The following is a 25291-nucleotide window of genomic DNA, read 5'->3' on the forward strand; positions in this document are numbered from 1 at the left end:
CGCTTTCAGTCCTTCGCTTGTATGGTCGCGATGGATTTCGCGGCTTTCTGCGCCAGCTCGCCGCCCATGGAGGCGGAGCCGGTGTTGTCGGCCGCGGTCTTCTGGCCATTGGAGCTGACCAGATAGCTCAGCCACGAGTTGACGAACCGACCGGTTGGGGCGTCCTTGTAGGCCGGGCAGGCCACGGCGTAGGAGACGGAGACGAGCGGGTAGGCGCCCTTGGCCTGCGTCTGGTAGTCCACGTCGACGACCACCCGCTTGCTGCCCTTGGGCATCTGGCGCACGGGCGATGAGTTGACCACGGCCGAGGCCGCCTCGGGGGTGTAGGCCACATAGTCGGAGCCGACCTTGACGCTCACGGTGCCGAGGTTGCCGGCCTTCGCGGCGTCGGCGTACCCGATGGTGCCGTTGGCCTGGGCGATGCTGCTGATCACGCCGTCGGTACCCTTGGCCGCCTGCCCCACGTCGTTGGGCCAGTTCTCCTGCGGATCGTGCTGCCAGTCGTCGGGGGCCGTGGATTTGAGGTAATCGGTGAAGTTCTTGGTGGTGCCGGATTTGTCGGAACGGTGCACGATGGTGATCGCCTCGTTGGGCAGGTTGACCTTGGGGTTCTGCTCCTTGATCTCCTCGTCGTTCCAGTTGGTGATCTTGCCGTCGAATATCTTGGCTATCGTCGCGGCGTCCATGTTGAGGTGCTTGTCGGTGCCCGAGATGCCCTTGAGATTGAACATCACGGCGATCGGCGAGATGTAGACCGGCACGTCGAAGGCGGTGCCGGAGGCGCAGATGGACTGCGATTGCGCGACCTGCTGGTCGTCGAGCGGGGCGTCGGTGCCGGCCCACGCGATGGCGCCGGTGAGGAAGGTGCTCACGCCCGCGCCCGAGCCCGAGGGGTTGTAGGCGATCTTGACGTTGCGGTTCCTGCTTTGGTAGGTGGCGATCCACGCCTCGACGGCGCTCTGTTGGGAGGAGGCACCGGCCCCGTGGAATTCGCCGGAGATCTTCGAGCCGTGCGAGCTCGGCGCGTTGGACGAATCGACCGGGCCCACGTTGTCGCCACAGGCGGCGAGCCCGACGCTCATTGCCAGAACGGACACGAGTGCCGTCAGGCGCGTTGCAAAATGAAACTTGGTGTTGTTCATCGCTTCTTATTGTGACATAGACCTACGAACGAATAATTATGGATTTGGACGTTGCCTTCGTCTGCCGGACCGTACCATCGCCGACCTTTTGGGTTATTCGTCTCCGACCAAATTTGTATTACAAAACGGCTTTTCGAGACAAGCCGGGCTTCCCCGCTCCCCCGAGGCGACACGCTTTGCGGAATCAGTCGACACGCCGTCAGCGACCAAACCTCACGATGTGCAGCGACCAAATGACATTCGTATTACCGACCAAAACATGGAGTGAGACACTCGGCGATACGGACGAGACGATTGACATTCTTCGTTGGGCGAACAGTTCGGCGGCCCCTCCGGTCGATTCTTCTGGCCGCCTCGCCATTCCCCGTTCAGTCGAATCGCTCAGTCCGGCCGTATATCAGACAAGACGTCCTTGGCCGCACGAAGGCTGGCATGCGCAGGGTCGGCGCGCAGGGCGGCGACGACGGCATCGAGTTCATCGGGCCTGGCCCCGGCCGAGATCGCGAGGCTTTTGAATTGCAGGTTCATATGGCCGGCCTGGATGCCCTTGGTGACCAGCGCGCGCATCGCCGAAAGGTTGGAGGCCAGGCCGACGCTGGCGACAATCGCCATAAGGCGCTCCGCGCTGGGATGACGCAGGATCTTGAGCACGACCTTGGCGGCCGGCAGCACCGACATCGCCCCGCCGACGGAGCCCAAGGGCAGCGGAATATCAATCGAGCCGACAAGCTGGCCCGCGGCCTCGTCGAGACTCCAGCGGGTCCACGTTCTGCGGCTTTCGTCGAGGTCGGCGTAGGCAGCGGCGTTGACGTTGCGGGTGTCGTTGCCCGTGGCCAAGACCACGGCGTTGATGCCGTTCATGATGCCCTTGTTGTGCGTGGCGGCGCGCAGCGGCGAGACCTCGGCGAACCGGGCCGCCTCCACGACGCGCTCGGCCACGAGGCGACCATCCATATTGCCGGTCGCGAGATTGTCGACATCGATACGGGCCTCGCTGCGAGCGCGCTGAACGTCGGCCTTGTTCGACAGGATAGCCATCAACAGGTCGAGCTCGGGCAGTTCCCGCTTGCAATAACCGGCGACCGCCTCGGCGATGGTGTTGACCACATTGGCACCCATCGCGTCGCCCGGGTCGATCAGAAGGTCGATTTCGGCGAAACCATCGCCCCTATGCGTGCTGATGGAACGCAGACCGCCGCCGTGGGTCTCGAGCGAGGGATGCGCGTCGTGGGCGACCTGGCGCAACCGGACGTCATGCTCGTCCACAAACCCTTGCAGATCAAGGCTTTCTGGGACATTCGCGAAGACGACCTGCGCCACGATTCCCCGGCGTTCAACGGAAGTGTGGAACCCACCACTGGCGGCGACACGTTGGGCCGCGTTGCCGGCGGCGGCGATCACCGAGGGCTCTTCCACGGCCATCGGCACCAGGTAGCGCTCGCCGTCGATGAGGAAATGCTCGGCCAGCCCCAGCGGCACAGGGAACGCGCCGATATGGTTCTCGACCATGTTGGAGGCGATGTCGCCAGGCAGGGCGGCGCAATCGGCCAGGACGGCCATGTCGCCTTCGTCCAGCACACCTTGCGAACGCAGCTGCGAGAGCCGTTGCGCGGTGGTCAACTCATAGAATTTCGTCATCGTATGTTCTCGACCTCCATCGCGATTCCCTGCCCGCCGCCGACGCACAGCGAGGCCACGCCCAGCGCCGCGCCCGTGCGACGGAGATTATGGATCAGCGTCGTCAGAATCCTGGCCCCCGAGGCTCCAAGCGCGTGCCCCAAGGCCAAGGCCCCACCAGAAATATTGTATCGATTCTCGTCGATGCCCAGCTGCTCGCGGGTGAGCAACGCCTGGGTGGCGAAGGCCTCGTTGACCTCGAACAGGTCGATGTCGCCCACGCTCTGGCCTTGTCGCTCCAACACCTTGCGGATGGCCGGAATCGTGGCGTAACCCATCTGGTCGGGGCGATACCCCACCTCGGCGTAGCCACGAATCGCTACCAACGGCTCAAGCCCGAGGTCGCGCGCGCGGCGCATGGTGGTGACGGCCATCACGGCCGCCCCGTCGCTCAAGGGCGAGGAGTTGCCGGCGGTCACCAGGCCGTCGGATTCGTAGGCGGGACGCAGGCCGGCGAGCGCCTCCATGGTGGTACCGGGCCGCATCGTCTCGTCGGATTGGAGGTCGTTGACCGCGATAACTTCATCAGAGAAGTATCCGTTGCGCCAAGCCTCGTCGGCCTTGCGCTGGGACTGGCAGGCGTATTCGTCGAGCCGCTGGCGGGTGACACCGAAACGGGCGTTGAGGTTCTCGGCGGTGACCCCCATCGCGTAGCCGCCGAACGCGTCGTTGAGCGCGTCGTGGTGCAACGTGTCACGCCAATGGTCGGTGTCGAACTCGTTCTTGCCCACGCGCGGCGCGTAGGCGGGGGCGCGCGACATGCTCTCCACTCCCCCGGCCACCACGACGTTGGCATCGCCCATCATGATGGCGCTCTGCGCCAGACGCACGGCCTTGAGCCCGGAGCCGCAGACCTGGTTGACGACCATCGCGGTGCCGTGTTGCGGCATGCCCGTCTTGAGCTGCACCTGACGCGCCACGTTCTGCTTGAGGCCGGTGGCCAGCACGTTGCCGAGCACCACCTGGTCGACCGCCTCGGGCGCGACATTCGCCTCGTCGAGCATACGTTTCGTCAGGCCCGTCGCCAATTCGACGGCGTCGAGGACGCTCAGCTTCCCTTGGAACTTGCCGGTCGGGGTGCGGCGGGCCGCCGCGATCACCACATCATTCTCGTTGGTATCCTTCACCACGCGCATACATCTCCCATTCAGGCCGTTAACAGTGGAAGGTTACCGGCGTCCGGCAGATATGCAAAAGGGTTGTGACGCCATCTCCACACAGCTTCACAACCCTTTTACGAGTGTCACGACTTCTACAAATCGGCGCGTTTCGTCGCATTACGCTTCTTCATGAAAACCTCACGTCTCATCGCACAATTCACAACTCATATCTCTCAGCTGAAGTCTCAGGCTTCAAACCTCAAGCCTCACGACGAGCGGAATCGGAGGCGACCGCGGCCAGGGCACGCGGGGCATGGAATCCACGGAGAGCGAATTCGTCGGCGATATGCTGCGCCACATGGCGCCCCTGGCCCTTGTCGACCAAGGCGATGATGGAGCCACCGAAGCCGCCTCCGGTCATGCGGGCACCGTAGGCCCCGGAGCGACGGGCCACATCCACGGCGACGTCGAGCTCGGGGACGGTGACCTCATAATCATGGGCCAGCGAATCGTGCGAGGCGTTGAAGAGACGGCCGGCTTCGGCCACATCTCCCGCGGCGAAGGCGGTGACGAACGAGCGGACTCGCCCAATCTCGGTGACGACGTGGCGCACGCGCCTGCGCATCGTCTCATCGGACAGCTGGCCGAGCACATCCATGAGAGCCTGCGCTTGGTCGGAGGAGGCGGCCACCTCATCGGCCACCACACGCAGGTTGGCGACGCCGAGCGTCTTGGCGGCCTGCTCGCAGGTGGAGCGACGGTTGGCGTATTGGCCGTCGTTGAGCTGGTGCTTGGCCTGCGTGTCGAGCACGAGCAGCTCCAAGCCGAGCGCATCGAGGTCGAAGGACTGTTGCGAGACGCTGTGCAGCGCGTCAAGTTCGGGGCGGCAGTCCAGCAGCAGCGCGTGGTTGGGGGTGCAGCGCATCGAGGCGTTCTGGTCGAGGCCACCGGTGGAGGCGCCAGCCATGTCGTTCTCGGCCATCATCGCCGCCTTGATCAGGGTGACGCGGCCTTCGTCATCGCCGCCGAAACCAAGCTGGTAGAGGTCATCGAGCGCAAGCGCGGTGGAGCAGGTCATCGCCGCCGATGAGCTCAGTCCGCCGCCAACAGGCACACAGGAGACGAACGCGGCGTCGAAGCCACGCACCTCGCCGTGCCCGCTCTCGCGCAACGCCCACGCCACGCCGGCCGGGTAGGCGGCCCAGCCCTTGACACCCAACACTTTGAGACCACCAAGCTCAACTTGCGCCACGGATCCGTCACCCAAATCGGAAACGAGACGAACCGTCGTGTCTTCTCGCGGGCGCACGGCGATGAATGTGCGGTGCGGCAAGGCGATGGGCAGGCACAGGCCGGCGTTGTAGTCGGTGTGCTCGCCGATGAGGTTCACGCGCCCGGGAGCCGACCAGACGCCGGAGGGCTCAGTGCCAAACGTCACGGCGAACAGCTTGGTCGCCGCCGCGACGCCCTCATCGTGCTCCAGCGTCGGCAGGTATTGCACGGGTTGGCCTTGCGTGCTTGTGTTGGCCATTCGATTTCCTCCTTGAAATGAATATTGACGAATCGACGAGTGGACGAATCGACCAGCCTTCAGCCGATATCCACCGCGCCGAGCTCGTGGAAGCGCTTGGCAATGAGCTCCGGCGTGGTGTCGGAGACCCACGCGCCCATGCCCGATTCCGAGCCGGCGAGATATTTGATCTTGTTGGCGGCCCGGCGGAACGAGAAGAACTGGAGGTTGAGCCGGTAGTTGGCCCGCCTCGGGTCGTGGATCGGGGCCTGGTGCCAAGCGGCGATATAGGGCAGGTCCATGCCCTTGCCGTCGCCCTTATCGAAGAAGGCGTTGCCGCGTTTCAGGAGCGTGGAGTACATCTGCGCCAAATCCCAGCGTTCCTGGTCGTTGAGCTCGTCGATGGTGAGCACGTCGCGCACCGGCGCCACATGCACCTCCAAGGGCCAGCGCGCGGCTGAGGGCACATAGGCCACCCAGCTCGCGTTGCGCATCACCAGGCGTGTGCCGGCCTCGACCTCGCCACGCATGATGTCGCGCAGCAGGTTGCCACCGGTGCGCTCGTGGTAAGCCTCGGTGTGCTTCAACTCCGCCTCCAGCTTGGGGGCGATGAACGGGTAGCAATAGACCTGGCCGTGCGGATGGGCCAGCGAGACGCCGATCTCTGCGCCGTGGTTCTCGAAGGGGAAGATCTGCTCGATGCCCTCCATATGCGAGATCTCGGAGGTGCGGAAGGCCCAGGCCTCCACCACCGTGCGCAGGCGGGAGACGGGCAGGTCGGCCGGCAGCCCCTTCTCGTCGGGGTCGAAGCAAATCACCTCGCACCGCCCGGAGGCGGGCCGCTGCTCCCAGAGCTTGTCGCCGTCGACGTAGGTGGTCGTGTCGGGCACGCCGGGCACGCGCACCATGGAGGGGAAACGGTTCTCGAAGATGACGACGTCGTAATCGCTGTCGGGCACCTCGCCGTCCTGGTAGGGATCGCCGGGCTTGCGGGCGGCCAGCGGGTTGCCCTTGGCGGTGGCTCCGGCACCGGCGGTGATGGGCCGGTTCATGCGGGCGCTGGCCATGGGGATCCATTCGCCAGTCAACGGGTCGCGGCGCATGATCGGCTCGGCGTAGGGCACCTCGTGGCCCTCGGCGTCGAGGTGCGGCGCGAAGCGGTCGGCCAGGGGGCGCGGGTCATGCAGCTCGCGCGTTTTGGCGCCGCTGACGTACTCGGGGTCGTCGTCCATATAGAAGAAATCGCGGCCATCGGCGAGCGTCGTCGGCGTGACGCGAATATGCTCGCGGGCATAGTCGCCCGGCTTGTAATATGCGAAACCGCTCATCGTTCGGCCTTCTTCTTCGACGCGGCATCCTTCGATGTGGCGTCCTTGGGCGCGACGTTCTGGTGGGTGATGACGAGGTTGTTGACCAGTTTCTTGGTCTCGGCCATCGACGCGGCGTCGAGCCCGTCGTCGGTGATGAGGGTATCGACCTGGTCGAAGCGGGCGAAGAGGGAAAGCGAGGTGCAGCTCCACTTGGTGTGGTCGGTCAGGATCACGGTCTTGTCGGCGATGTCCATCATCGACATGTCGGTGGCGGCCTCGAGCGAGTTGGGCATGAGGAAGCCGCGCGGCACGGAGACGGAGTGGGTGCCGAGGAAGACGGTGTTGACGCGCAGGGATTCGATCACCTTGTCGGCGATGGGGCCGACCAACGAGTTGGAGCGGGTGATCACACCGCCGGTGACGATCACCTCGACGTCCTTTGACTCCAGGGCCTGCACGAGTTCAGCGACGGGGATGGAGTTGGTGAGGATGGTGATGCCGCTGGCACGCTGCGATTCGAGCAGGTGCTGGGCGAAGATGTAGGAGGTGGTGCCGCCGCCGATGGCGATCACGTCGCCGGGGGCCACGTATTTCACCGCCTCGCGGGCGATCGAGTCCTTCAGGCCGATGTCCATCTGGGATTTCACCGAGAAGAGCGGCTCGCTCAGCAGCGTGCTCGTGGTCACCGCCCCGCCATGGACGCGCTTGAGCAGGCCCTTGTCGGCCAGATCGGTGATGTCGCGGCGCACGGTCATGGCCGAGACGCCCAGCTCCTTTGACAACGCTGTGATACGCACGGCTCCTCGGGTGCGCAACCTGCTGAGAATGAGATGCTGCCGCTGTGAAGAAATCATGCGAACATTATCGCACAAATACACGCAGCAAACAAACTTGATTGAGCGTTTCGGGGCCGAAAAGCCGTGTTTTGCGAACATCGACGAGAAGTAGGCTCACAAAACGTCACGTTGACTTTCGATATTCTAACATTCGTAATACGTTCTATTCCGACGGATAATCATCCAGGAATCGAAAACCATTACCACGCACCACGTGTGCCACACAACAGGTTAAACACACGCACCACGCAGCACAAGCATCCTGCACAACCCACGCAAACGCAAAACGCGCCGCGCGGCCACCCGCCAGAAGCGGAGCTGCCACGCGGCGCGCGAGCGCCATCATTGGGTGGTGCCGGGCGGGGTCTGCCCCGTGGTGCCGCCTCCGGTCATGCCGCCGGTGACGTTGCTGTTGGGGGCGACGTTCATGTTGCGGTTGCCGTTGTTCATGTTGTTGTAGTTGTAATTGTTGCCGCCCGTGTTGCCGGTGCCTCCGGAGCTCGACGACGCGCCGCCCATGTACTTCGGGTCGGGGTTGCCGTAGTTGTTGTCGATCGGGATGCCCGCGTCGGCGAGGTAGCGGTTCATGAACTCTTTCCACGCGGGGGTGGCGATGTACATGCCGTACCAGGTGCCGTAGGACTTGTGGTTGATGACCTTGCCGTTGAAGCTCTCCTGGTGCTCGGCGTTGCCGACGGTGACGAAGGTGGCCACCTGGTTGGGCACGAAGCCGGCGGTGGTCATGTAGGTGTCCTCGTTGGTGCCCGTCTTGGCGAAGGTCTTGCGCCCGCCGTCCAGCTGGGTCATCGACGCCTCACCTCCCGGCTGGACCACGCCTTGGTTCAAGGCGTAGGAGGCGGTCTGCGCGATCTCGGGCGAGATGGCCTGGTGGCAGTTGGCGCTGGGAACCTTGAGCGACTTGCCCGACTTGGAGACGACCTTCTTCAGGGCGATGGGCGTGCACTCCACGCCGTTGGCGCCCAGCGTGGCGTAGACGTTGGCCATGGTGAGCGGATCGGCGTTGACCGAGCCGATGGCCATGGGGCCGTTGAAGGTCTCGAGCGATTCGGGCGAGGTGATGTCGGAGTTGACCGTGGAGGCGTTGTGGTAGCCCATCGACTTGGCCGCGTCAGCCACCGAGCACAGGCCGATCTGCTGGATCATGCCGGCCTGGGTGGTGTTGTGCGAGCGGATAAGGCCTTGCAGCGGCGACTCCACACTGGCGCTGCCACCCTCGGAGTTGTGCACGTTCCAGCCGAAGGACTGGCCCGGATAGTTGGCGCAGGCGAACGAGCCGACCGGGTAATAGGTGCTCAGGCGCAGCTGCTGGGTGATGGACTTGCCCTGCTGCATCCAGGCGACCAGGTTGATGGGCTTCCATGTGGAGCCCACGCCCCAGCCGGTGCCACCACCGTTCTTCTCGTCGACGGCGTAGTTGACGGCGGTGCGTTCCTCGCTGCCCTTCGCCGCATCAGTGGCGTCGTAGATGCGGTTGATGCCGAAGCCCAGCACCTCGCCGGTGCCCGGCCGGATGGCGGCCATGGTCACCTCGAAGTGGCTCGAGTCATCGATGGGGATCGTGTCGCGCGCGGCCTCCATGGCGTCGGCGTTGGCGTGCACATCCATGGTCGTGTAGATGTTGAGGCCACCCTCGGTCAGGAGCTTGTTGCGCTCCGTGGTGGTCTTGCCGAACTCCGGGGAGTTGAGGATCTGCTTGGTGACGTAGTCGCAGAAGAAGCCCGCGTCGCCGGCGGACTGGCAGCCGATGTTGGTGGTGCTGTCCTGCAGGTTGAGCGTGTTCTGGATGGGCTCGGCGCGGAACTTGTCGTGGTCGGCCTGCGAGACGTAACCCTGTTGGAGCATGAGGTCGAGCACGATGTTGCGCTGCTTCTGAGCCTCGGGCTGGTTGGCCGGAATCGAGGGGTCGTATTGCGCCGGGTTCTTGGTGATCGCGGCGATGGTGGCCGCCTGGCCCACGTTGAGGTCGGCCGCGTGGATGCCGAAGTAGCGGTTGGCCGCCGTCTCGACGCCATAAAGATTGTTGTTGCCGAACTGGGCGATGTTCAGGTAGCCCTGCAGGATCTCGGCCTTGGAATACTGCTTCTCTATCTGCACGGCGATGAGCATCTCGCGTATCTTTCGCGCGATCGTGTCTTCAGAGGCATGGTATTCGGCGATGGGGTCGTCGTTCTCACGCGCCTGCACCATCAGCGCGTTCTTCACATATTGCTGCGTGAGCGACGAGCCGCCCTGGGTGGCCCCTCGTTTGACGAAGGTCTGGATGAAGGCCCTCAGCACGCCCTGCACGTCCACGCCCGCGTGCTCGAAGAAGCGGCGGTCCTCACGGGCCACCACGGCCTGCTGCATGGGCTTGGAGATCTTGCGCAGCGGCACGACGGTGCGGTTCTGCGCGTAGAACGAGGCGATGACGGTGGTGCCGTCGGAGGCGTAGAGCGTGGAGCGCTGCGGCAGGCTGGTCACGTCGAAGTCGATGCCCTCGATCTTGAGCGACGGGACGATGGCGCGGGCCACGTTGTTGGCGCCGATCACGCCGGGCACGAAGAACAATCCACCGACGACGCCACCGGCGAAGCACAGGGTGACGTAGGTCAGCAGCAGGGCAAGCACCCGCCGCACGGTGAGATTGTTCGATTCAGACATGAGGCTTATTCTAAATGACCGCCTCTACTGACGCGCGGCCTCGCGCCGCTTTCGCCACCGGCGGATAGGCTCGCCCGGTGAGTCTGAAAAAACGCTGGATACCAGGTGATTGGCATCCAGCGTTTTACACGCCATCACGCGGCGCGGAAAGTGCGAAAAACTGAGTTGATCAGAGACGACCCGCTCAGTGGCGCGAGCGCCTGATGAGCATACCGGGCTGGTAGATGATGATGGCGCGGCCGTCGCGGGCGATCCACCCACGGTTGGCGAAGTCCATCAGCGCCTTGTTCACGGTCTCGCGCGAGGAGCCGACCAGCTGGGCCATCTCCTCCTGGGTGAGGTCGTGCGGCACCTTGACACCAGCCTCCACCGGCTCGCCGAAGCGGGTGGCGAGGTCGAGCAGCGTCTTGGCCAGGCGCGCGGGCACGTCCATGAAGACGAGGTCGGAGATCTGCTCGTTGTTGGCGCGCATGCGGTTGGCCATCACCTGCAGCATGTCCACGGCCACGCGCGGATGCTTGTTGAGCCAGGCGAACAGCGTATCGTGCTCGATCCAGCCGACCTGGGTGCCGTTGCGCATGGCCACGGCCGACGCGGTTCGCGGCCCGCCCGTGGGGTCGAAGACCGGAATCTCGCCCAGGAACTCGCCGCGCGTGTGGATGCTCAGCAGCTGCACGCGGTTGTCGCTCGCCTCGCGGATGAGCTTGACCCTGCCTCGCTCGAGGATATACATGCGCTGGTCCGTGGATCCCTCACGGAATATGTAGTCGTTCTTGTCGAATTGCGCGTGCTTCATATGGGGCAAGAGCTCTTCCGCGTCGGCAGGAGAGACATGTTTGAAGAGAGCCGTCTGCAACAGCTCGTTCTTTTCCTCCGAAATCTCGTTCGGTTTCGCCACGATCGTCACACCTCCAGATGCCGTTCGGTTAAAAAGTATGTGTCGTACCTTTGTACCTTTTATCAAATCAGAACTAATTAATATTGTACCGTCTTGACGCGCGCGAAACTAGGTGGGCGACGAGTTGGCCGCGGGTCATGCCGGTTTGCCGTTTGAGCGGGTCGACGGATTTTACGGCCGATTTTACGGCCTTGTCGCGCCGCTTCTCAGGCGACGTTTTGAGCAACCTGCTCATCTTACCTGCATCGATGCTGTAGTCAAGGGTGACGTGGTGCAGGATCGAGCCGCCCGAGCCGTCGCGCGAGGGGTATCGCCGTTGGGCCGTGCCGCCGATCTTGCCACGCGACGAGGCGATGTCGTTCATCCCCGAGAAGCCGACGTCAAGGCCAAGCTCCCGCAGCGCCTCGACGAGCCACAGGTCAAGGAACTCGTAGGATTGCGGCACGCTCATGCCCTCCACGAACGCGCTGGGAACGTAGAGCGAGAAGGTGATGACGCCCGCCGGCTCCACGAACATCGCGCCGCCTCCTGTGGGCCGCCGAACCACCTCGAATCCCTCGCGTCGCGCCGTTTCGAGGTCCACCTCGTCGTCGATGGATTGGAAGCGGCCAACCACCACCGCGGGGCCCGACCAGTTCCAGAAGCGCAGCGTGGCGGGGCGCTCCCCCTCGGCGACCTCGCGGGCCCATCTCGCGTCGACCTCCATCTGCTCGGCGGGTGACCGGGGACTGTCGACGACGACCTTGGGGCGCAGGGAATTCCAGCGCAGGTGCCATTGACGTAAAATTTTATGCTTCTCGATATCCGCGTCGCCCGCGCCCGTCAAAAACTCGACACCGGCGGGTTTGACTGTCTGAAAGTTTGCGGAAAATGAATCCAGATTTGCGTCCAAAGGAGCGTGCGCGACATTTTTTACGGTTTTGTCTGGTGCTTTGCCGGACGTCTTACCGGGTATATTGTCGAGCGCGCTGATGGATGTGTCGTAGGACGGACCGACGGCCACCTCGCCATTCGATCCATCCAAATCGACGTTCGTTTTCGCGAACGCCCTACGATACGCCTCGCGCAAGGCGTGCGCGCCCGCGCCCACCAACGTGGTGGAGGGATGAGCGGCGAAAACATCCTCAAGCGAGGAACCCCCGACCAAGGCCTTCCCCAGTTGGGCGAGGAGCGCCTGGGCGTCATCATCATCATCATCCGTGTCGATGAAGAAATCGCCATCGATCACGCATGAGACCGGCAGGCCGGAGCCGTCGACCTCGATGTTGACGGCCACCAGCTTGCCACCCGGAGTCTTGTATTCACCGCGCATCGACTGGCGTCAATCGGCCAGTTCAACGCCTTTGGCGTCACGGTGCCATTTCGAGCCATAATGCGAGCTCAGGATGAGGATGCCTTCGACCAAACCCCAGATCTCGGCGGCGAGCGCGCCAAGGCCGAACACCCATCCGAGCAACACCGTCAACGCCAATTGGCCCGCGGCCTTGCCGTAGAAGCCCAAGTAGAAGTTGTGGATGCCGAGGGAACCGAAAAGAATCCCCAGGATGCCCGCGAGGATCTTGCTTTTGTGGTTCACATACACCGGCTGTTGGGGCTGCTGGGCGTACTGCGCGTTGCCCGCCGCATACTGACCCTGCCCAGGCTGGCCGTAATTGGGCTTGGCCTGGCCGTAGTTCGGCTGAGGCTGGCTGTAATTGGGCCGAGGCTGCTGTGGCTGGGTGTAATTCGGCTGGGACTGCGGCTGGCTGTAGTTTGGCTGCTGGCCATAATTGGCCTGCCGCTGGCCTTGATTGCCGGCATACGAATTGGAGGTGTTGGGCTGGCTGGGCAACGCCACCGGGCTCTGTTGACCGGTAGGCTGCGTGCCTTGATTTTGTTGCAGATTGTCCATAATCATCGAGTTTAGCCCAAAGCCCGGAATGACGGTTCTTGCCGACCAATCGCGACCACGGGTTACACGGATTACAGAGGGGTGTTGAGGAGCGGCGACCACGCTGACGACCTGAACCCGATACACCTCGGCCCCGATACCTGTTTCCAGGCATCGGGGCCACGGCCTTACAAAAGGTTAGGTTCATGCCTAATATCGGTTGCGACCCCTTCTGGTAAAAGCTCTATTGCCGCCTAAATATCCGGAAGGTTTGCGATGCCACAACCGACAACATAAGTATAACACCTCTCAAGGGTATATTCCTCTTTCACGATAGGATGAGCCTGTCGCGTCCTGTTTGCGCGGGACGCTTCCGTGCGGCTCTTCGGTCGCATGACCTCGCCGCGTCCATCGTGGCGCGGCCACACAAAAGGTTAGGTATCGAAATGCCTAAGAACAGGAAGGGTTCTGACTACCCCGAGGCTATCCAGGCCATCGTGGCGCTGGTCGTCGTTCTGGCGGCCAACGCGGATAACGCGACGGTTGACGTGCTGCTCGCGATCGTCATCGGTTACGGGCTGATCGTCATCTGGAGGTGCCGCAGGCGATAGTTAGGGCCGGCCCGGTGCGAGGTTGATTCGCGCCGGGCACTTCCTCCTATCGTCTCAAGCCACTAGAGCCGAGCGAGGATGTCACGGCCAACCTCGGCGGTGGTGCGCTGCTTCTTCGCGTTTTCGGCGATATCAGCCTCGACGACCTTCTCGATGCGTTCGGCCGGCTCATCCATGCCCAAGTGACGCAGCAGCATCGCGGTGGAGAGGATGGTGGCGGTCGGGTTGGCGATGCCCTTGCCGGCGATATCTGGTGCGGAACCGTGGATAGGTTCGAACATCGAGGGGTACTCGTTGCTGGCGTTGATGCAGCCTGAAGCGGAGTAACCGACGCCGCCGACCACGCTGCCGGCCTCGTCGGTGATGATGTCGCCGAAGAGGTTGTCGGTCAGGATCACGTCAAAACGGCTCGGGTCGGTGACCATGAAGATGGTGGTCGCGTCGATATGCAGGTAGTCGTGGCTGACCTCGGGATATTCCTCGCCCACCTTGTCGACGATGCGCTGCCACATGTCGCCGGCGTTGACCAACACGTTTTTCTTGTGAACCAGCGTGATGCGCTTCCTGCGCTTCATCGCCAGGTCGTAGGCGTAACGCACCACGCGCTCGACGCCATAGGCCGTGTTGGTGGAGACCTCGGTGGCCACCTCCTGCGGGGTTCCCTTGCGGATCGCGCCGCCGACGCCGCAATACATGCCCTCGGTGCCTTCACGAACCACAACGAAATCGATATTGCCCGGGTTCTTGAGCGGGGACTCAACGCCCTTGTAAAGCTTGGAGGGACGAAGGTTCACGTACTGATCAAGTGAGAAACGCAGCTTGAGCAGCAGGCCGCGCTCCAGCACGCCCGCGTGGATACGCGGGTCGCCGATGGCGCCGAGCAGGATGGCGTCGGTCTTCTTGATGCGTTCCAGCTCCTCGTCGGGCAGGATCGCGCCGTCGCGCAGATAGCGTTCCGCGCCGAGGTCGAAATCCTCGTACTCGAAGTCGGCCACGCCTTCGGTGGCCTTCTCCATGACCGCTTGGGCCGGTGGAATGATTTCCTTGCCAATGCCGTCACCGGGGATGACGGCGATCTTATAACTCTTTTTTGTGCTCATGCCTTGGACACTACGCGCCTTGCGACAGGTGTCCACTATATGGTCCGAAAAATGGACATCCTGAGACAACGGCCATGACTCAGACATACCAGGTTTTTATATCAGTGTCCGCCGTCCTGACATCGCGGACCTATACTTTCCATAACAAAACGCGAAGAGGGAGGAACCTTGTATCTGGCAAGAGGCACGGACGGCATCATTCCCGGCTCGAATCTGGACATCAACGGCTTTCTCCCCAGCGGCCACACGCAGGCCGTCGCGTTCTGGGCGACCGTCGTCTTCTGGATCGTCATGTTCATCCTCACGCCAAAGATTCTCAGTCTGGCCTTTCCATCGGCCAAGGACCAGCTGGATATCAACATGAGCAAAGCCACCGGAGAGGAGGATTCAGCCCCGAACTCAACCCCTGACCCGGCCCCGGACCCTGACCCTGACCCTGACCCTGAAATGGTCGACGAGCAAGGCGATCCGCAGATCTTCAGCGACCAGGGCCAGCGGCGACGCGGCTCATTCTTCGGCAGCATCAAATCACTCAAAAACCTTCCCGTCGCGATTGGCCTGCTCGGCCTCTTTCTGATCACCCCGATGGTCGTGGTCTTCGTCGTTTTGGGCATGTTCCCGGCATCGAACATCGGCGGCGGCATCGTCCAAGGGACGTTCTGGACGGGATTGGTGACCGTGGCCCTGATGGTTTACGCCGTCAAACGCACGTGAACCAATAGGAAAGGCGCAAACGACGACGCCCCGGATACATGTCAACATCGCCAGCGACGACCGACCGGATCATTCGGTGATGCCCATGACGCTCAGACACCAGGCGTTCTCCTCGCTCACTTCGCGCCACTGGTGATAGCGGCCCGAAGCGCCGCCGTGGCCGGCCTCCACCTCGATGCGGGCCATCGCGTCGACACCTTGCGATTGCAGGCGTGCGATCCATTTCAGGGGCTCGACGTAAAGCACTCGGGTGTCGTTCATCGACGTAGTGGCGAAAATCCTGGGGAATTCGTTGGCTTTATTCGCTTCGTCACTCGAGATTTCGTCGTCGTGACCATTCTCGTCACCATTACCCTGCCACGGGCCAAATGGCGCGTTTTCGTAAGGCGTGTAGGACTTCATATAGTCATAGACGCGCTTGTCGTGGAGCGGGTCGCCCCACTCGTCCCACTCCGTGACCGTCAGCGGCAGTGAGGGATCGAGGATCGAGGTGAGTGCGTCGACGAAGGGCACATCGGCCTCCACACCGGCGTAGCACTCCGGGGCCATGTTGGCGATGGCGCCCATCAGCAGGCCGCCCGCCGAGCCACCGTTGGCCACCGCCCGCTTGGGGTCGGCCAGGCCGGCGTTCTCCACGGCGCGGGTGACATCCACGAAATCCTCGAAGGTGTGCTTCTTGTTGAGCCTGCGGCCCTGCTCGTACCAGGCACGGCCCATCTCGCCGCCGCCACGCACGTGCGCGACCACGTAGAGCACGCCGCGGTCGAGCATGCTCAGGCGGGCCACCGAGAAGCCAGGATCGGAGCTGACCTCGTAGGCTCCGTAGCCGGTGATGAACATAGGTGCAGGCGTGATCTTGGCACTAGGTTCAGTGACAGGTTCAGAAGAAAAAATTGCACTTGCTTGCGCTTCATCACCCTGTTTATCGCCGGAGAGCCAACGGCCTTCCAGCGTCAATGACGGCGCCTCATCACCACAGGAATCATTGCCGAACTCGCGCATCCGTTCGCACCGGTCCGCCCGCCAGACCAGCGAGGCCGGCACCCGCTCCCCGTCGCGCACGGTGACCCAGACGCGGCGTTCGCGGTAATCGGCGGAATCGAAGTCGCCGAGCACCTTGACTTCCTTGAGCAGGGTGTCGTGGCCAGTGCCGGGGTCGAGCTCGTGCAGCTGGCCCGGAGTGGTGTAGCTCGAGAACGTATAGCGCATACGCGGCGCCTCGTACGAGGGGTTGCCGCCGACGCTGATGGAGTAGAGATGGGCGCCATTGCCATCAGATGAGCCATGCGCATTATGCACACCACCCGCCACGGCGTCAACCATCCCGACTCCCGGCACCAACTCACGGAACGACCAAGGCCGCCCGGCCAAGAAGTCCTTCGCGGCCTGTTCCTTGGTCATCACCGCGACATGCGGCAGTCCGCCGGCTCGATAGCTCAACACCACAAAATTCTTATGCATCGCGATGCCCTCGATGCCCAGCCCGCGAGCGCCCTGCAGAACGGCGGGATTCCCGTCGCACATCCAAGGCGTGTCCACGCGTTTCGCGCCAGCCCCGGCCTCGGCCTCGTCGCCACGCTCACAGCCATACGGCGAGCCGACGGCCACCACGGTGCCCTCGCCGAGACGATAGGGCGGCTCGTGAGCGTCAAGATTCACCACGTCGATCTCGAAATTCGGATTGTTGGCGTTGTGATAGACCAGCGCCAGAGGAATATCGACGCCATCGGGCCCCGCGCCCTCGAAGCGCGCGAAACTCACGTCGTATTCGATGCCTTCTTGCCGCGGAATGAACGCCCGGAACTCGCCGTCGGGCGTCTCCACCGGCAGCATCAGCACCTCGCTGGTGGTCTTGGACGAGCTGCCGATGACGATATGGCGCTCGTCGAAGCTCATGCCGACGCCCACCCAGAAGCGCTCGTCCGGCTCGAGGAAGACCTCGACGTCCTCCCCCACCGGCGCGCCGACGCGATGGCGCATCACCGCATTCGGCCGCCACGCCTCATCGAGCAACGTATAGAAAATCCAACGTCCGTCGGGAGTGAAGCAGGCTCCGGCGATACCTTTCAAGACCTCAGGCAGCTCGGTGCCGTCACGCAGGTCGCGAATATGGAAATCGTAGCGCTCGTCGCCGGTGACGTCGACGCCGTAGAGCAGCCAGCGCCCGTCCTTGCTCAGGTCGAGCCCGCCCAGGCGGAAGAACTCGTGGCCCTTCGACTCGATGTTGGGGTCGAAGACGACTTCCTCGCCGGGCATGGAGCCGGGCGCGTCCGTGGCCGCGACTTTCGGCGGGTTCCAGTCATCGGGCCCGCTGATCGGCAGCCTGCATTGCACGGCATATTGCCCGCCCTGCTGGATGCGGGTGAAATACCAGAAGCCGTCCATGCGGGTCGGCACCGACATGTCCGTCTCGTTGACGCGCGACTTGAGCTCCTGGAACAAGGTCTCCTTGAGCGTTTTGAGACCGGCCGTCCGCGCGCGAAAATACTCGTTCTGTTCCTTGACATAGGTGCGCAGCCGCGGGGATTGCTTGTCGCGCATCCACTCGTAGGGGTCGACGAAGGTGTCGCCGTGAACCGTGCGCACGCTGGGAATCCTGAGGGCGCGGGGCACCTTGGCGGCCGCCGCCTCGCGGGTGCCGGTGATGTCAGCGGTACCAGCAATATCAACGGCACCAGCGGCCTCGGTGGCATCGGTATCGCCGTCATTGTTCCGGCCGGGAGCGGCCTTGACCTCGCCTTTGCGCATCTCGTCTGTCATAAGCAACAGACTATACGCGCCCGTGCCAATCTGGCCCGCGGGTCCGCTACTCGCTCTACTTGTCTTGGGGCAGCAGCGCCGCGTATTGGTCGGCGTCCAAGAGATCGGGCTCGTCATCGTCCAACTCGATCTTCAGGATCCAGCCTTCGCCATAGGGGTCGTTGTTGATGACGGACGGGTCGTCGGCCACCGCGTTGTTGACGTAGCGCACGGTGCCCTCCACCGGGGAAATCAGCGATTCGACCGATTTGGCGCTCTCCATCTCCACAATCTCGTCGCCGGCGCGCACCTCGGTGCCAGGCTCGGGCAGGTCGACGTAGACGATGTCGCCCATCTGGGTCTCGGCGTATTCGGTGATGCCGATCACGGCCAGCTCGCCGTCGCTTTCGTCGACCCACACGTGGTCGGCGGCGTAGCGCAGCTGGTCGGGCACGTCGAGGCTCACCTTGGAGGGGGATTTCGTGTTGTTTGCTTCGTTTTCGCTCATTGCCTCAGAATAACCCATAACGGCCGTCATACGAAATGAAAAGGCCAGCGGCGAACACGGCGACGCCGAAGCGAAACCGAATCACCATGCTGGCCTTGGTTAAAGGAAGATGGGCAGAACCCCGGATCTAGCGAACCGGACCGCTCGGCTGGTTGCCGACCACCTGCACGAAGGTGCCTTCGGGGCAGTTGTCGTAGATCCACTCGGCGTCGGCCTCGTACATGTTGACGCAGCCGTGCGAGCCCACGTTGGAGGGGTCGCCGCGGGCGATGCCGCCGTAGTTCCAGCTGGCGGTGTGGAAGCCCTCGCCGCCGTTGAAGTAGCTGACCCACTTCACACCGGGCGAGAGATAGTGCGAGCCGTCGTTGTTGAGGCCGCGCATATCCTGCACGCGATACTTGAGATAAATGAAGAAGTTGCCGCTATCGGTCTCATCACCGCCGCTCGCGCCGGTGCACACCGGGAAGGTCCTGATGACCTGGTCGCCCTTGTAGACCGAGACGGTCTGGGAGGACTTGTCGACCACCACACGGTATTCCGACTTCTTCTGCTGCACGTCGAACTTGGCGATGTCGGCCGGCGACTGGATGGTGGCCGGCTGCGCGTCGCTCAGCGCCTTGTAGACCTGGTTGGCCACGGAGTCGGCGTCCTTGACCTTCACGCCGTTGACGCCCTTGGTCATCGTGGCGAGCACCTTGCCGGTGTCGTCGACCACGTCGACCTGCGAGACCATGTCCTGGTTGAGCTGCTTGGGCACCTCGGAGTTGGCGTAGCTTTGGATGGCCTGCTTGTCGTAGTTGAGGGTGATGACACCCTTGCCCATGTTGACGTTCGGCTTGATCCACGAGGCGAGCTGCGGGCCGGGCACATTGAAGCTGCCGGCGTCGCCGTTGTTGATGACGATGGGGTTGTTGAGCCGCCTGTTGGCCTCGTTGGCCGCTTGGTTGGCGTTGGCCACGGAGACGGGCATGTCGATGTTCTTATAGCCGATGGAGACGTTCCGCGCCTGCCCCGGATCGGCGATGAGCGTGGAGATGGAGCGCTTGACCGGCGTGGACTGCGGGGAGATGCCGCCGCGGCCCTCGGTGGCCACGAAGACGCCCCGGCCGCCGTCGAAGCTGATGGTGGAGGGCACGGCCTGCTTGTCGGAGGCCACGAACTGCTTGGTGAGATAGGACTGCATGTCAAGGTCGTTGGTCTGCGCGGCCAGCGGCACATGATCCTTGGAGAACGGGTTGACCTTCACCAGATCGTTGCCACTTTTTGCATTGAGCAGGTCTTTGACGGTCTGGTTGACGTTGGGCTTGACGCCGAGGTCAGCGAGGGTCGCCTTGACCTTGTGGCCCTTGGCGTCGCGCACGGTGACGGTGGAGGCCTTGATCTCGTGGTTGACGGTCGACTTGAGCTGGGAGGCGTTCTGCCCGGTGACCTTCACGTTGCCGAGGGTGACGCCGGGCGCCGCCTTGTCTTGGTAGTACCAACGGGCGGTGAAGAACGCGGCCACAAAAGCCACGATGAGCACGGCCAGAACCGCCACGGCGATGATGATCGCCATCTTCTTCTTGGACTTCTGTGGCCCCGCGTGCATGCCCTCGCCCAAAGCGTTCACTTCCGCGGCGCTGAACTCTTCCGTCAAAGCCTCGCCTTCGCCGTAGCCTTCTGTCACGTCGAATCCTTTCTCACCTTTTCCAAATATCTAGAATATCTCCACGATATGACCGTCAAGGTCTGGAAAACATGAGATAGCTCACATTTGCCTTACAAAATATGGGCCCGCTTGACATCCCCCGCGCGTCGTCCGACGTCAAAGGCAGGGACACGACCCGTGGCTGATCCGGGACCAGACTCGGCATGAATTCAAAACCAGCCCAAACCACCTCAGAGCTTCTGGCCGTACCACTCCTCCATCATGTAGCGTGCGATGGTGTCGGTGGCCGGCACGGCGATCTCGCCGGTGGCGAGCGCCTGGGTGAATTCGGCGCGCGTGAAGAACCGGGCCTCGACGGTCTCGTTGCCATCCACTGCCACGTCGGTGCCGAGCGCCTGGCCTTTGAAAGCGACCATAAGCGAGGCTGGGAACGGCCAGGGCTGCGAGCCGAGGTATTTCACTTCGCCGAGCTCGAGGCCGGTCTCCTCGCGGGACTCGCGGCGGCAGGCATGCTCGAGGTTCTCGCCGGCCTCCACGAACCCGGCGCACACCGAGAACTGCGCGGGGTTGGGCCAGGCGCGGTTGTGCTGCAGGAGCAGGCGGTCGGCGTGATCGACGATGGAGACGATGACGGCGGGCTCGATGCGCGGGAACAGGGGCTTGGAGGTGTGCTCGCAGCTCGGGTTGGAGCAGAGTTGGGCCCAGCCGGCCAGCGCCGGGCGCACCAGGGAGCCGCACAGGGAGCAATGCCGCTGGGAGCGATGCCACATGCTCAGCGCGACCGCCGGCACGGCCCAGCCCACCTCGCGGGCCGAGGCGTGGGGCGCGAAGCCGTGCAGCGAGACCCAGTCGAAGCGTTCCATGGCGCGTTCGAACAGGGTGGTCGAGGCGGAGGCGGAATTTGAAGTTTGCCAGTTATTGCCTTGTTCGTTATGAGAAGAATCCGAGGAATCCGCGTCATCACCGAGCGCGGAGACATCCACCGCCACCACGTCGTGGGGTTCGGCACCGCCGCTCGCGCCCAAGAAGATCGGCAGCACCTTGGAACCCGCGCCAGCCAACGCCTTCGCCACGTATTCGCTGGGCAGCGAAGCGAGGCGTATCTTCGCACTCTGGTAATCCACGCGCTCGGCCTGTCCGTCGGGCACGGCGAGAAGCCCGTCGCGCAGCAGAATCACCGTGGTCTTGGGGTCGGACAGCGCTGTTGCGATGACCTCGGGGTCCGTCCTGCGCTCGGTCTGGGTGTCGAGGTCGCCGCGCGCCATCGGCAGGAATGGCAGGGCCTGAGTCAATGCCAATGGCGAAAACGTTGCGTTCATGGGTTTCCTTTGCATCATGCTCTTGGATTTTCTAGTACTACTGCCGTCTATCGCTTCGTTTATCTCTTGTCGCCGGCCTGCTCGCGGGCCACGAGGCCGACCAGCGCCTCGGCCACCGCGGCCGGCCGCTCCACGGCGCTGAAATGACCGCAATCAGGGATGGCGACGAAGCACGAATCTGTGGACATCATCTTCTCGACGAACGGACGCATCACCTTCGGCGGGCTCGACGGATCGTTCTCGCCGCTGACGAGCAGGGCGGGCGCGGTGACGGTGGCGAGCACGTCGGCCATGTCGCGCCTCCCGGCGGCCATGCGTTCACGCCATGCCACACCCTCTGGCGTCTGCTCACGTATCCACCCGGCCAAAAGCCGTTGGAAGTCCATGCCGCGCTTGACCGTCGAGTCGCCGGGCTGCGGGCTGGCGAAGTGCATCACCGGTTCGACGGTGTCGCTGCCGACGCATTGGCGCCCCACGGCGAGCCTGTTGCTGCGGGCTTGGGGGCTGTCGGCCGCCGTCGTGGTGTCGCACAGGGCGAGGCCCGCCACGGATCCTGGGTAAAGGCGTTGGATATCGAGCGCGAGGTAGCCACCCATCGAAAGGCCCACCCAGATGGCCTTGCTGAACCCGCGTGCGTGGAGCATCGAGACATAGGCCTCCGCAAGCCTGTCGAGCGCCTCGGCATAGGCCCCATCCTCGGCCACCGGGCCGCTTGAGGCGTCGTCGGGTATCGGCGCATCGCCTGCGCCCGGCATGTCGGGGGCCCAGACCGGCATGGGCTCCAAGCCGCGCTCATCGCACTGGCGGATGACCTCGCGGGCGCACTCGCCCCACATCCTGTGGTCGACCGGGAAGGCATGCAGCAATATAAGAGGAACGCCCGCGCCCGAGCGGTAAACGGTGTTGCGTATGTTGATGTTCAACTCTCCACTACCTTCATTCATATCCGTATTGATATCCGTCCACATCGCGGATTCGGCGACGCGATAATATCAGGCGATACCACAAATCAAGACTTGCCGGCCCGATACCAAAGCTGATATCAAAATCGGTATCTGTCGTCATTCCGCGTAGCCATACATATACATATATAAATGCATATACGCATACCCCCACGCAACCCGGCTGGTTACGCAGCGCGACCCGAGCAACCTGGCAAACCCTACCGGTAGATGCCGCCCCAGGCCAGCGCGCGGCGCACGATCTGCCCGTGCCCGCCCGACATCTGGTCGATGAACGTCTCCATCTTCTTGTCGCCCACGGAGCACCACTCCACGTCGAGCGAGGAGTCGAGCGGCTTGCAATCGCCGGAGATGCGCACCACGTAGCACAGCGCGATGGCGTGTTGGCGCGGATCGTAGAACTCCGAGATGCCCGGCGTCGGGAAGAACTCGGCGACGGTGAAGGGCTGCAGGCTCTGCGGCAGGTTCGGCAGCGCCAACTCGCCCAGGTCCTTGCCGATGTTGCGCGCGATGGCCTCGCGGATGGACTCGTGGAAGAGCACACGCCCAGTGATCAGCGTGCGTTCCGGCGAGCCGTTGTCGCGCACGCGAAGCAGGGAACCCACCTCGCTGATACGCCCCAGGTCGTCGCAGCGCACCGGCACCACCTCGACGTAGACGATGGGCATCTTCGCGCGCACCTCGTCGATCTCATGGGCCGAGAGCCACCCGGGAGGGTTCCCGTTGCCCGAACCACGCACGAAATCCTCGGGCGTAATCCCATCGAACTCACCACGGCGGCGTCCCGCGTCGAAATCGCCCTCGTCAGGGACCTCATCATTCAAGACTGGCATGGTTCCATTATCCGTGTCGCTCACGACGCGCGATAGGCAACGCGCCCCGTTTCGTCCCAAGCTTAGCTTTGTTGGGGATTCCTGCGAGACTGAGGTTACGTTCTCATCCGGGCAACGCGCACGGAAGGAAGCACGGCGGAAGGAGCCACTCATGGCAACGCAAACCCTGACGGCAAAGAATTTTGAAGAGACCATCACCGGCAACGAGCTGGTGTTCGTTGATTTCTGGGCCACCTGGTGCGGCCCGTGCAAGGCTTTCGGCCCCGTCTTCGAGAAGGCCAGCGAGGCCAACCCCGACATCGTCTTCGGCAAGGTCGACATCGACCAGAACCAGGAGCTGGCCACCGCGGCCGAGATCCAGGCCGTGCCCACCCTGCTCATCACCAAGAAGGGGCAGGTCATCTTCAAGCAGGCCGGCGCCCTGCGCGCCTCCGACCTCGACGAGCTGATCAGCAAGGCCCGCTCGCTCGACGTGAAGGCCGAGGCGGGCGCGAACGCCTGAGAAACCTGAGAAACAAGGCATTACCAGCATAATTCAACGACAAAAAACTAGACCTATCGCCCATGTTTGGCCACCTCCGAAGGGTGAAAATCTGTCAAACGTGGGCGATAGAATTTTCAACTGGTTATGGCGTGAAGGCCATAGATACGTTACCTGTGCAGTGAAGCCCATCGGCATGGGCGGTTGAGGCCGGCGCTTCGTGGCGTCGCGATAATTGAACAACGATCAAGCGGATCGTGATGAATGTTGGCTTTTGAGAGATGGTCCGCAACGCAATGAACCAAGGAGCGCAATGGCAAACCACCGCAAACAGACCAAGACCTTACGGTCGCTGAGCAAACGCCAGTGGCTGAAGATTGCAGCGTCAATGGCTGTGGTGGCCGCCCTCATCGGTGGCGGCATCGTTTCCTCCAATCTTTACGCCCAGAACAGGGCCAACCACGTCACCGCCTATTCGGCCACGGACCCCAACGCGTTGAACGTCTCGCGCGGCACCGACCGTGAGGACCTGCGCGGCGGCAAGCCCGGCTCCTCCTACGTCACCGTGAAGATCAACGGCAAGGTGCGCGCGGTGGTCGGCTCCAACTTCACCGACGTCAAGTCCGTGCTCGACCAGGGCGACATCACCCTCGAGCCCGGCGACGTGATCAAGCCGAAGCTCACGAGTAAGGTCACCGAGTCCACCACGATCTCCATCGACCGCGCCGGCTCCGACCTCAAGACCTCCGACGAGGCCATCGGCTTCAACACCATCAAGAAGGAGACCTCATCGCTGCCCAAGGGCCAGCAGAAGGTCGAGACCAAGGGCCAGGAAGGCGTGATGGAGACCACGAGCCTCATCACCCGCGCCGGCGGCAAGGTCATCTCCTCCAATGTCTTCACCTCCTTCGTCAAGCAGGCCCCCACCGATGAGGTCGTGCTGGTGGGCACTGGCGCGGGCGGCGCAAGCGCCTCAATCGGCACCACCGTTCCCGTCGGCGAGATGCAGCAGTGGGCTCATGACTATCTGCTCGCCAACGGCGGCACCGAAGAGGACTTCAGCGCCACGGTCTACATCATCACCCACGAGTCCGGCTGGCGTGTCGACGCGCAGAATCCTTCGGGTGCCTACGGACTGCCCCAGGCTCTGCCCGGTAGCAAGATGGCTAGCGCCGGCGCCGATTGGGCCACCAACTACCAGACGCAGCTCAAGTGGTTCTGGGGCTATTGCAACGACCGCTACGGCTCGGTGCAAGGTGCCTACGCCCACTGGCAGAGCGCTCATAGCTACTGAGTTTTCGCTGGCTAGGCTTCGCTAAGCATCGTTTAGCTCGGCAGCCTGTTTCAGTTTTATCAAAGGAACCGCTTCATC

21 protein-coding genes are annotated in these 25291 nt (G+C 63.1%); 4 read left to right on the forward strand and 17 right to left on the reverse strand.

Going from position 1 to position 25291, the window contains the following annotated elements:
- Positions 1-5: 5 nt before the first annotated feature.
- From pstS to OZY47_RS07090, 10 genes are all read right to left on the reverse strand, one after another.
- Positions 6-1082: a phosphate ABC transporter substrate-binding protein PstS gene (gene pstS, locus OZY47_RS07045; protein ID WP_277177626.1), complete on the reverse strand. Its 1077-nt coding sequence runs from the start codon at positions 1080-1082 to the stop codon at positions 6-8.
- Between the two features lie 441 nt (positions 1083-1523).
- Positions 1524-2780, reverse strand: a complete 1257-nt coding sequence (locus OZY47_RS07050; protein ID WP_277177627.1) for a hydroxymethylglutaryl-CoA reductase, degradative — start codon at positions 2778-2780, stop codon at positions 1524-1526.
- Positions 2777-3955, reverse strand: coding sequence for a thiolase family protein (locus OZY47_RS07055; protein ID WP_277177628.1), 1179 nt, complete (start codon positions 3953-3955; stop codon positions 2777-2779). Before OZY47_RS07055 ends, OZY47_RS07050 begins: the two co-directional genes overlap by 4 nt.
- Positions 3956-4178: 223 nt before the next feature.
- On the reverse strand, positions 4179-5450 hold the full coding sequence (gene galK / locus OZY47_RS07060; RefSeq protein ID WP_277177630.1) for a galactokinase: 1272 nt from the start codon (positions 5448-5450) through the stop codon (positions 4179-4181).
- 59 nt (positions 5451-5509) lie between these two features.
- Positions 5510-6757, reverse strand: a complete 1248-nt coding sequence (gene galT, locus OZY47_RS07065; protein WP_277177632.1) for a galactose-1-phosphate uridylyltransferase — start codon at positions 6755-6757, stop codon at positions 5510-5512.
- Positions 6754-7593 carry a DeoR/GlpR family DNA-binding transcription regulator gene (locus tag OZY47_RS07070; protein ID WP_277177634.1) on the reverse strand — a complete coding sequence of 280 codons (840 nt, stop codon included), beginning with the start codon at positions 7591-7593 and terminating at the stop codon, positions 6754-6756. The genes galT and OZY47_RS07070 overlap by 4 nt, the downstream gene beginning before the upstream one ends.
- 324 nt (positions 7594-7917) lie before the next feature.
- Complete coding sequence (locus OZY47_RS07075) at positions 7918-10236, reverse strand: transglycosylase domain-containing protein (RefSeq protein ID WP_277177635.1); 2319 nt, start codon at positions 10234-10236, stop codon at positions 7918-7920.
- Positions 10237-10420: 184 nt separating this feature from the next.
- Complete coding sequence (locus tag OZY47_RS07080) at positions 10421-11134, reverse strand: Crp/Fnr family transcriptional regulator (protein ID WP_277177636.1); 714 nt, start codon at positions 11132-11134, stop codon at positions 10421-10423.
- Between the two features lie 73 nt (positions 11135-11207).
- On the reverse strand, positions 11208-12446 hold the full coding sequence (locus OZY47_RS07085; RefSeq protein ID WP_277177638.1) for a lipoate--protein ligase family protein: 1239 nt from the start codon (positions 12444-12446) through the stop codon (positions 11208-11210).
- 9 nt (positions 12447-12455) lie between these two features.
- On the reverse strand, positions 12456-13025 hold the full coding sequence (locus tag OZY47_RS07090; protein WP_277177639.1) for a TM2 domain-containing protein: 570 nt from the start codon (positions 13023-13025) through the stop codon (positions 12456-12458).
- 425 nt (positions 13026-13450) lie between these two features.
- On the opposite strand from OZY47_RS07090, the gene OZY47_RS07095 reads away from it, so the two are divergent.
- Entirely contained in the window at positions 13451-13615 is a 165-nt protein-coding gene (locus OZY47_RS07095) for a hypothetical protein (RefSeq protein WP_277177640.1), read from the forward strand.
- Positions 13616-13677: 62 nt separating this feature from the next.
- Here the strand turns inward: OZY47_RS07095 and OZY47_RS07100 are convergent, their stop codons facing one another.
- The gene (locus tag OZY47_RS07100) at positions 13678-14715 is read right to left on the reverse strand and encodes a 3-isopropylmalate dehydrogenase (protein ID WP_277177641.1); all 1038 of its coding nucleotides are present in this window, start codon (positions 14713-14715) and stop codon (positions 13678-13680) included.
- A gap of 168 nt (positions 14716-14883) precedes the next feature.
- Between OZY47_RS07100 and OZY47_RS07105 the strand changes: the two genes are divergently transcribed.
- Positions 14884-15429: a hypothetical protein gene (locus tag OZY47_RS07105; protein WP_277177642.1), complete on the forward strand. Its 546-nt coding sequence runs from the start codon at positions 14884-14886 to the stop codon at positions 15427-15429.
- A 69-nt stretch (positions 15430-15498) separates the two neighbouring features.
- Here OZY47_RS07105 and OZY47_RS07110 read toward each other — a convergent pair whose 3' ends face one another.
- From OZY47_RS07110 to OZY47_RS07135, 6 genes are all read right to left on the reverse strand, one after another.
- Positions 15499-17970, reverse strand: a complete 2472-nt coding sequence (locus OZY47_RS07110; RefSeq protein WP_277179206.1) for a prolyl oligopeptidase family serine peptidase — start codon at positions 17968-17970, stop codon at positions 15499-15501.
- 274 nt (positions 17971-18244) lie between these two features.
- On the reverse strand, positions 18245-18676 hold the full coding sequence (gene gcvH, locus OZY47_RS07115) for a glycine cleavage system protein GcvH (protein ID WP_277177643.1): 432 nt from the start codon (positions 18674-18676) through the stop codon (positions 18245-18247).
- 127 nt (positions 18677-18803) lie between these two features.
- Positions 18804-20342, reverse strand: a complete 1539-nt coding sequence (locus OZY47_RS07120; protein WP_277177644.1) for a L,D-transpeptidase family protein — start codon at positions 20340-20342, stop codon at positions 18804-18806.
- 212 nt (positions 20343-20554) lie between these two features.
- Positions 20555-21643 (reverse strand): NAD(+) diphosphatase, encoded by a 1089-nt coding sequence (gene nudC / locus OZY47_RS07125; protein WP_277177645.1) that lies wholly within the window; start codon positions 21641-21643, stop codon positions 20555-20557.
- A gap of 59 nt (positions 21644-21702) precedes the next feature.
- Positions 21703-22566, reverse strand: a complete 864-nt coding sequence (locus OZY47_RS07130; protein WP_277179208.1) for an alpha/beta hydrolase — start codon at positions 22564-22566, stop codon at positions 21703-21705.
- A 239-nt stretch (positions 22567-22805) separates the two neighbouring features.
- The gene (locus tag OZY47_RS07135; protein ID WP_277177646.1) at positions 22806-23438 is read right to left on the reverse strand and encodes an NUDIX hydrolase family protein; all 633 of its coding nucleotides are present in this window, start codon (positions 23436-23438) and stop codon (positions 22806-22808) included.
- 151 nt (positions 23439-23589) lie between these two features.
- Here OZY47_RS07135 and trxA point away from each other — a divergent pair, with 151 nt between their 5' ends.
- Both trxA and OZY47_RS07145 read left to right on the forward strand, forming a co-directional pair.
- The gene (gene trxA, locus OZY47_RS07140) at positions 23590-23940 is read left to right on the forward strand and encodes a thioredoxin (RefSeq protein ID WP_277177647.1); all 351 of its coding nucleotides are present in this window, start codon (positions 23590-23592) and stop codon (positions 23938-23940) included.
- A 292-nt stretch (positions 23941-24232) separates the two neighbouring features.
- A complete protein-coding gene (locus OZY47_RS07145) occupies positions 24233-25213 on the forward strand; it encodes a G5 domain-containing protein (RefSeq protein ID WP_277177648.1) in 981 nt (326 codons plus the stop codon).
- Positions 25214-25291: the final 78 nt, after the last annotated feature.

This window comes from Bifidobacterium sp. ESL0790 (assembly GCF_029395435.1).
In the GTDB taxonomy this organism is placed as follows: Bacteria; Actinomycetota; Actinomycetes; order Actinomycetales; family Bifidobacteriaceae; genus Bifidobacterium.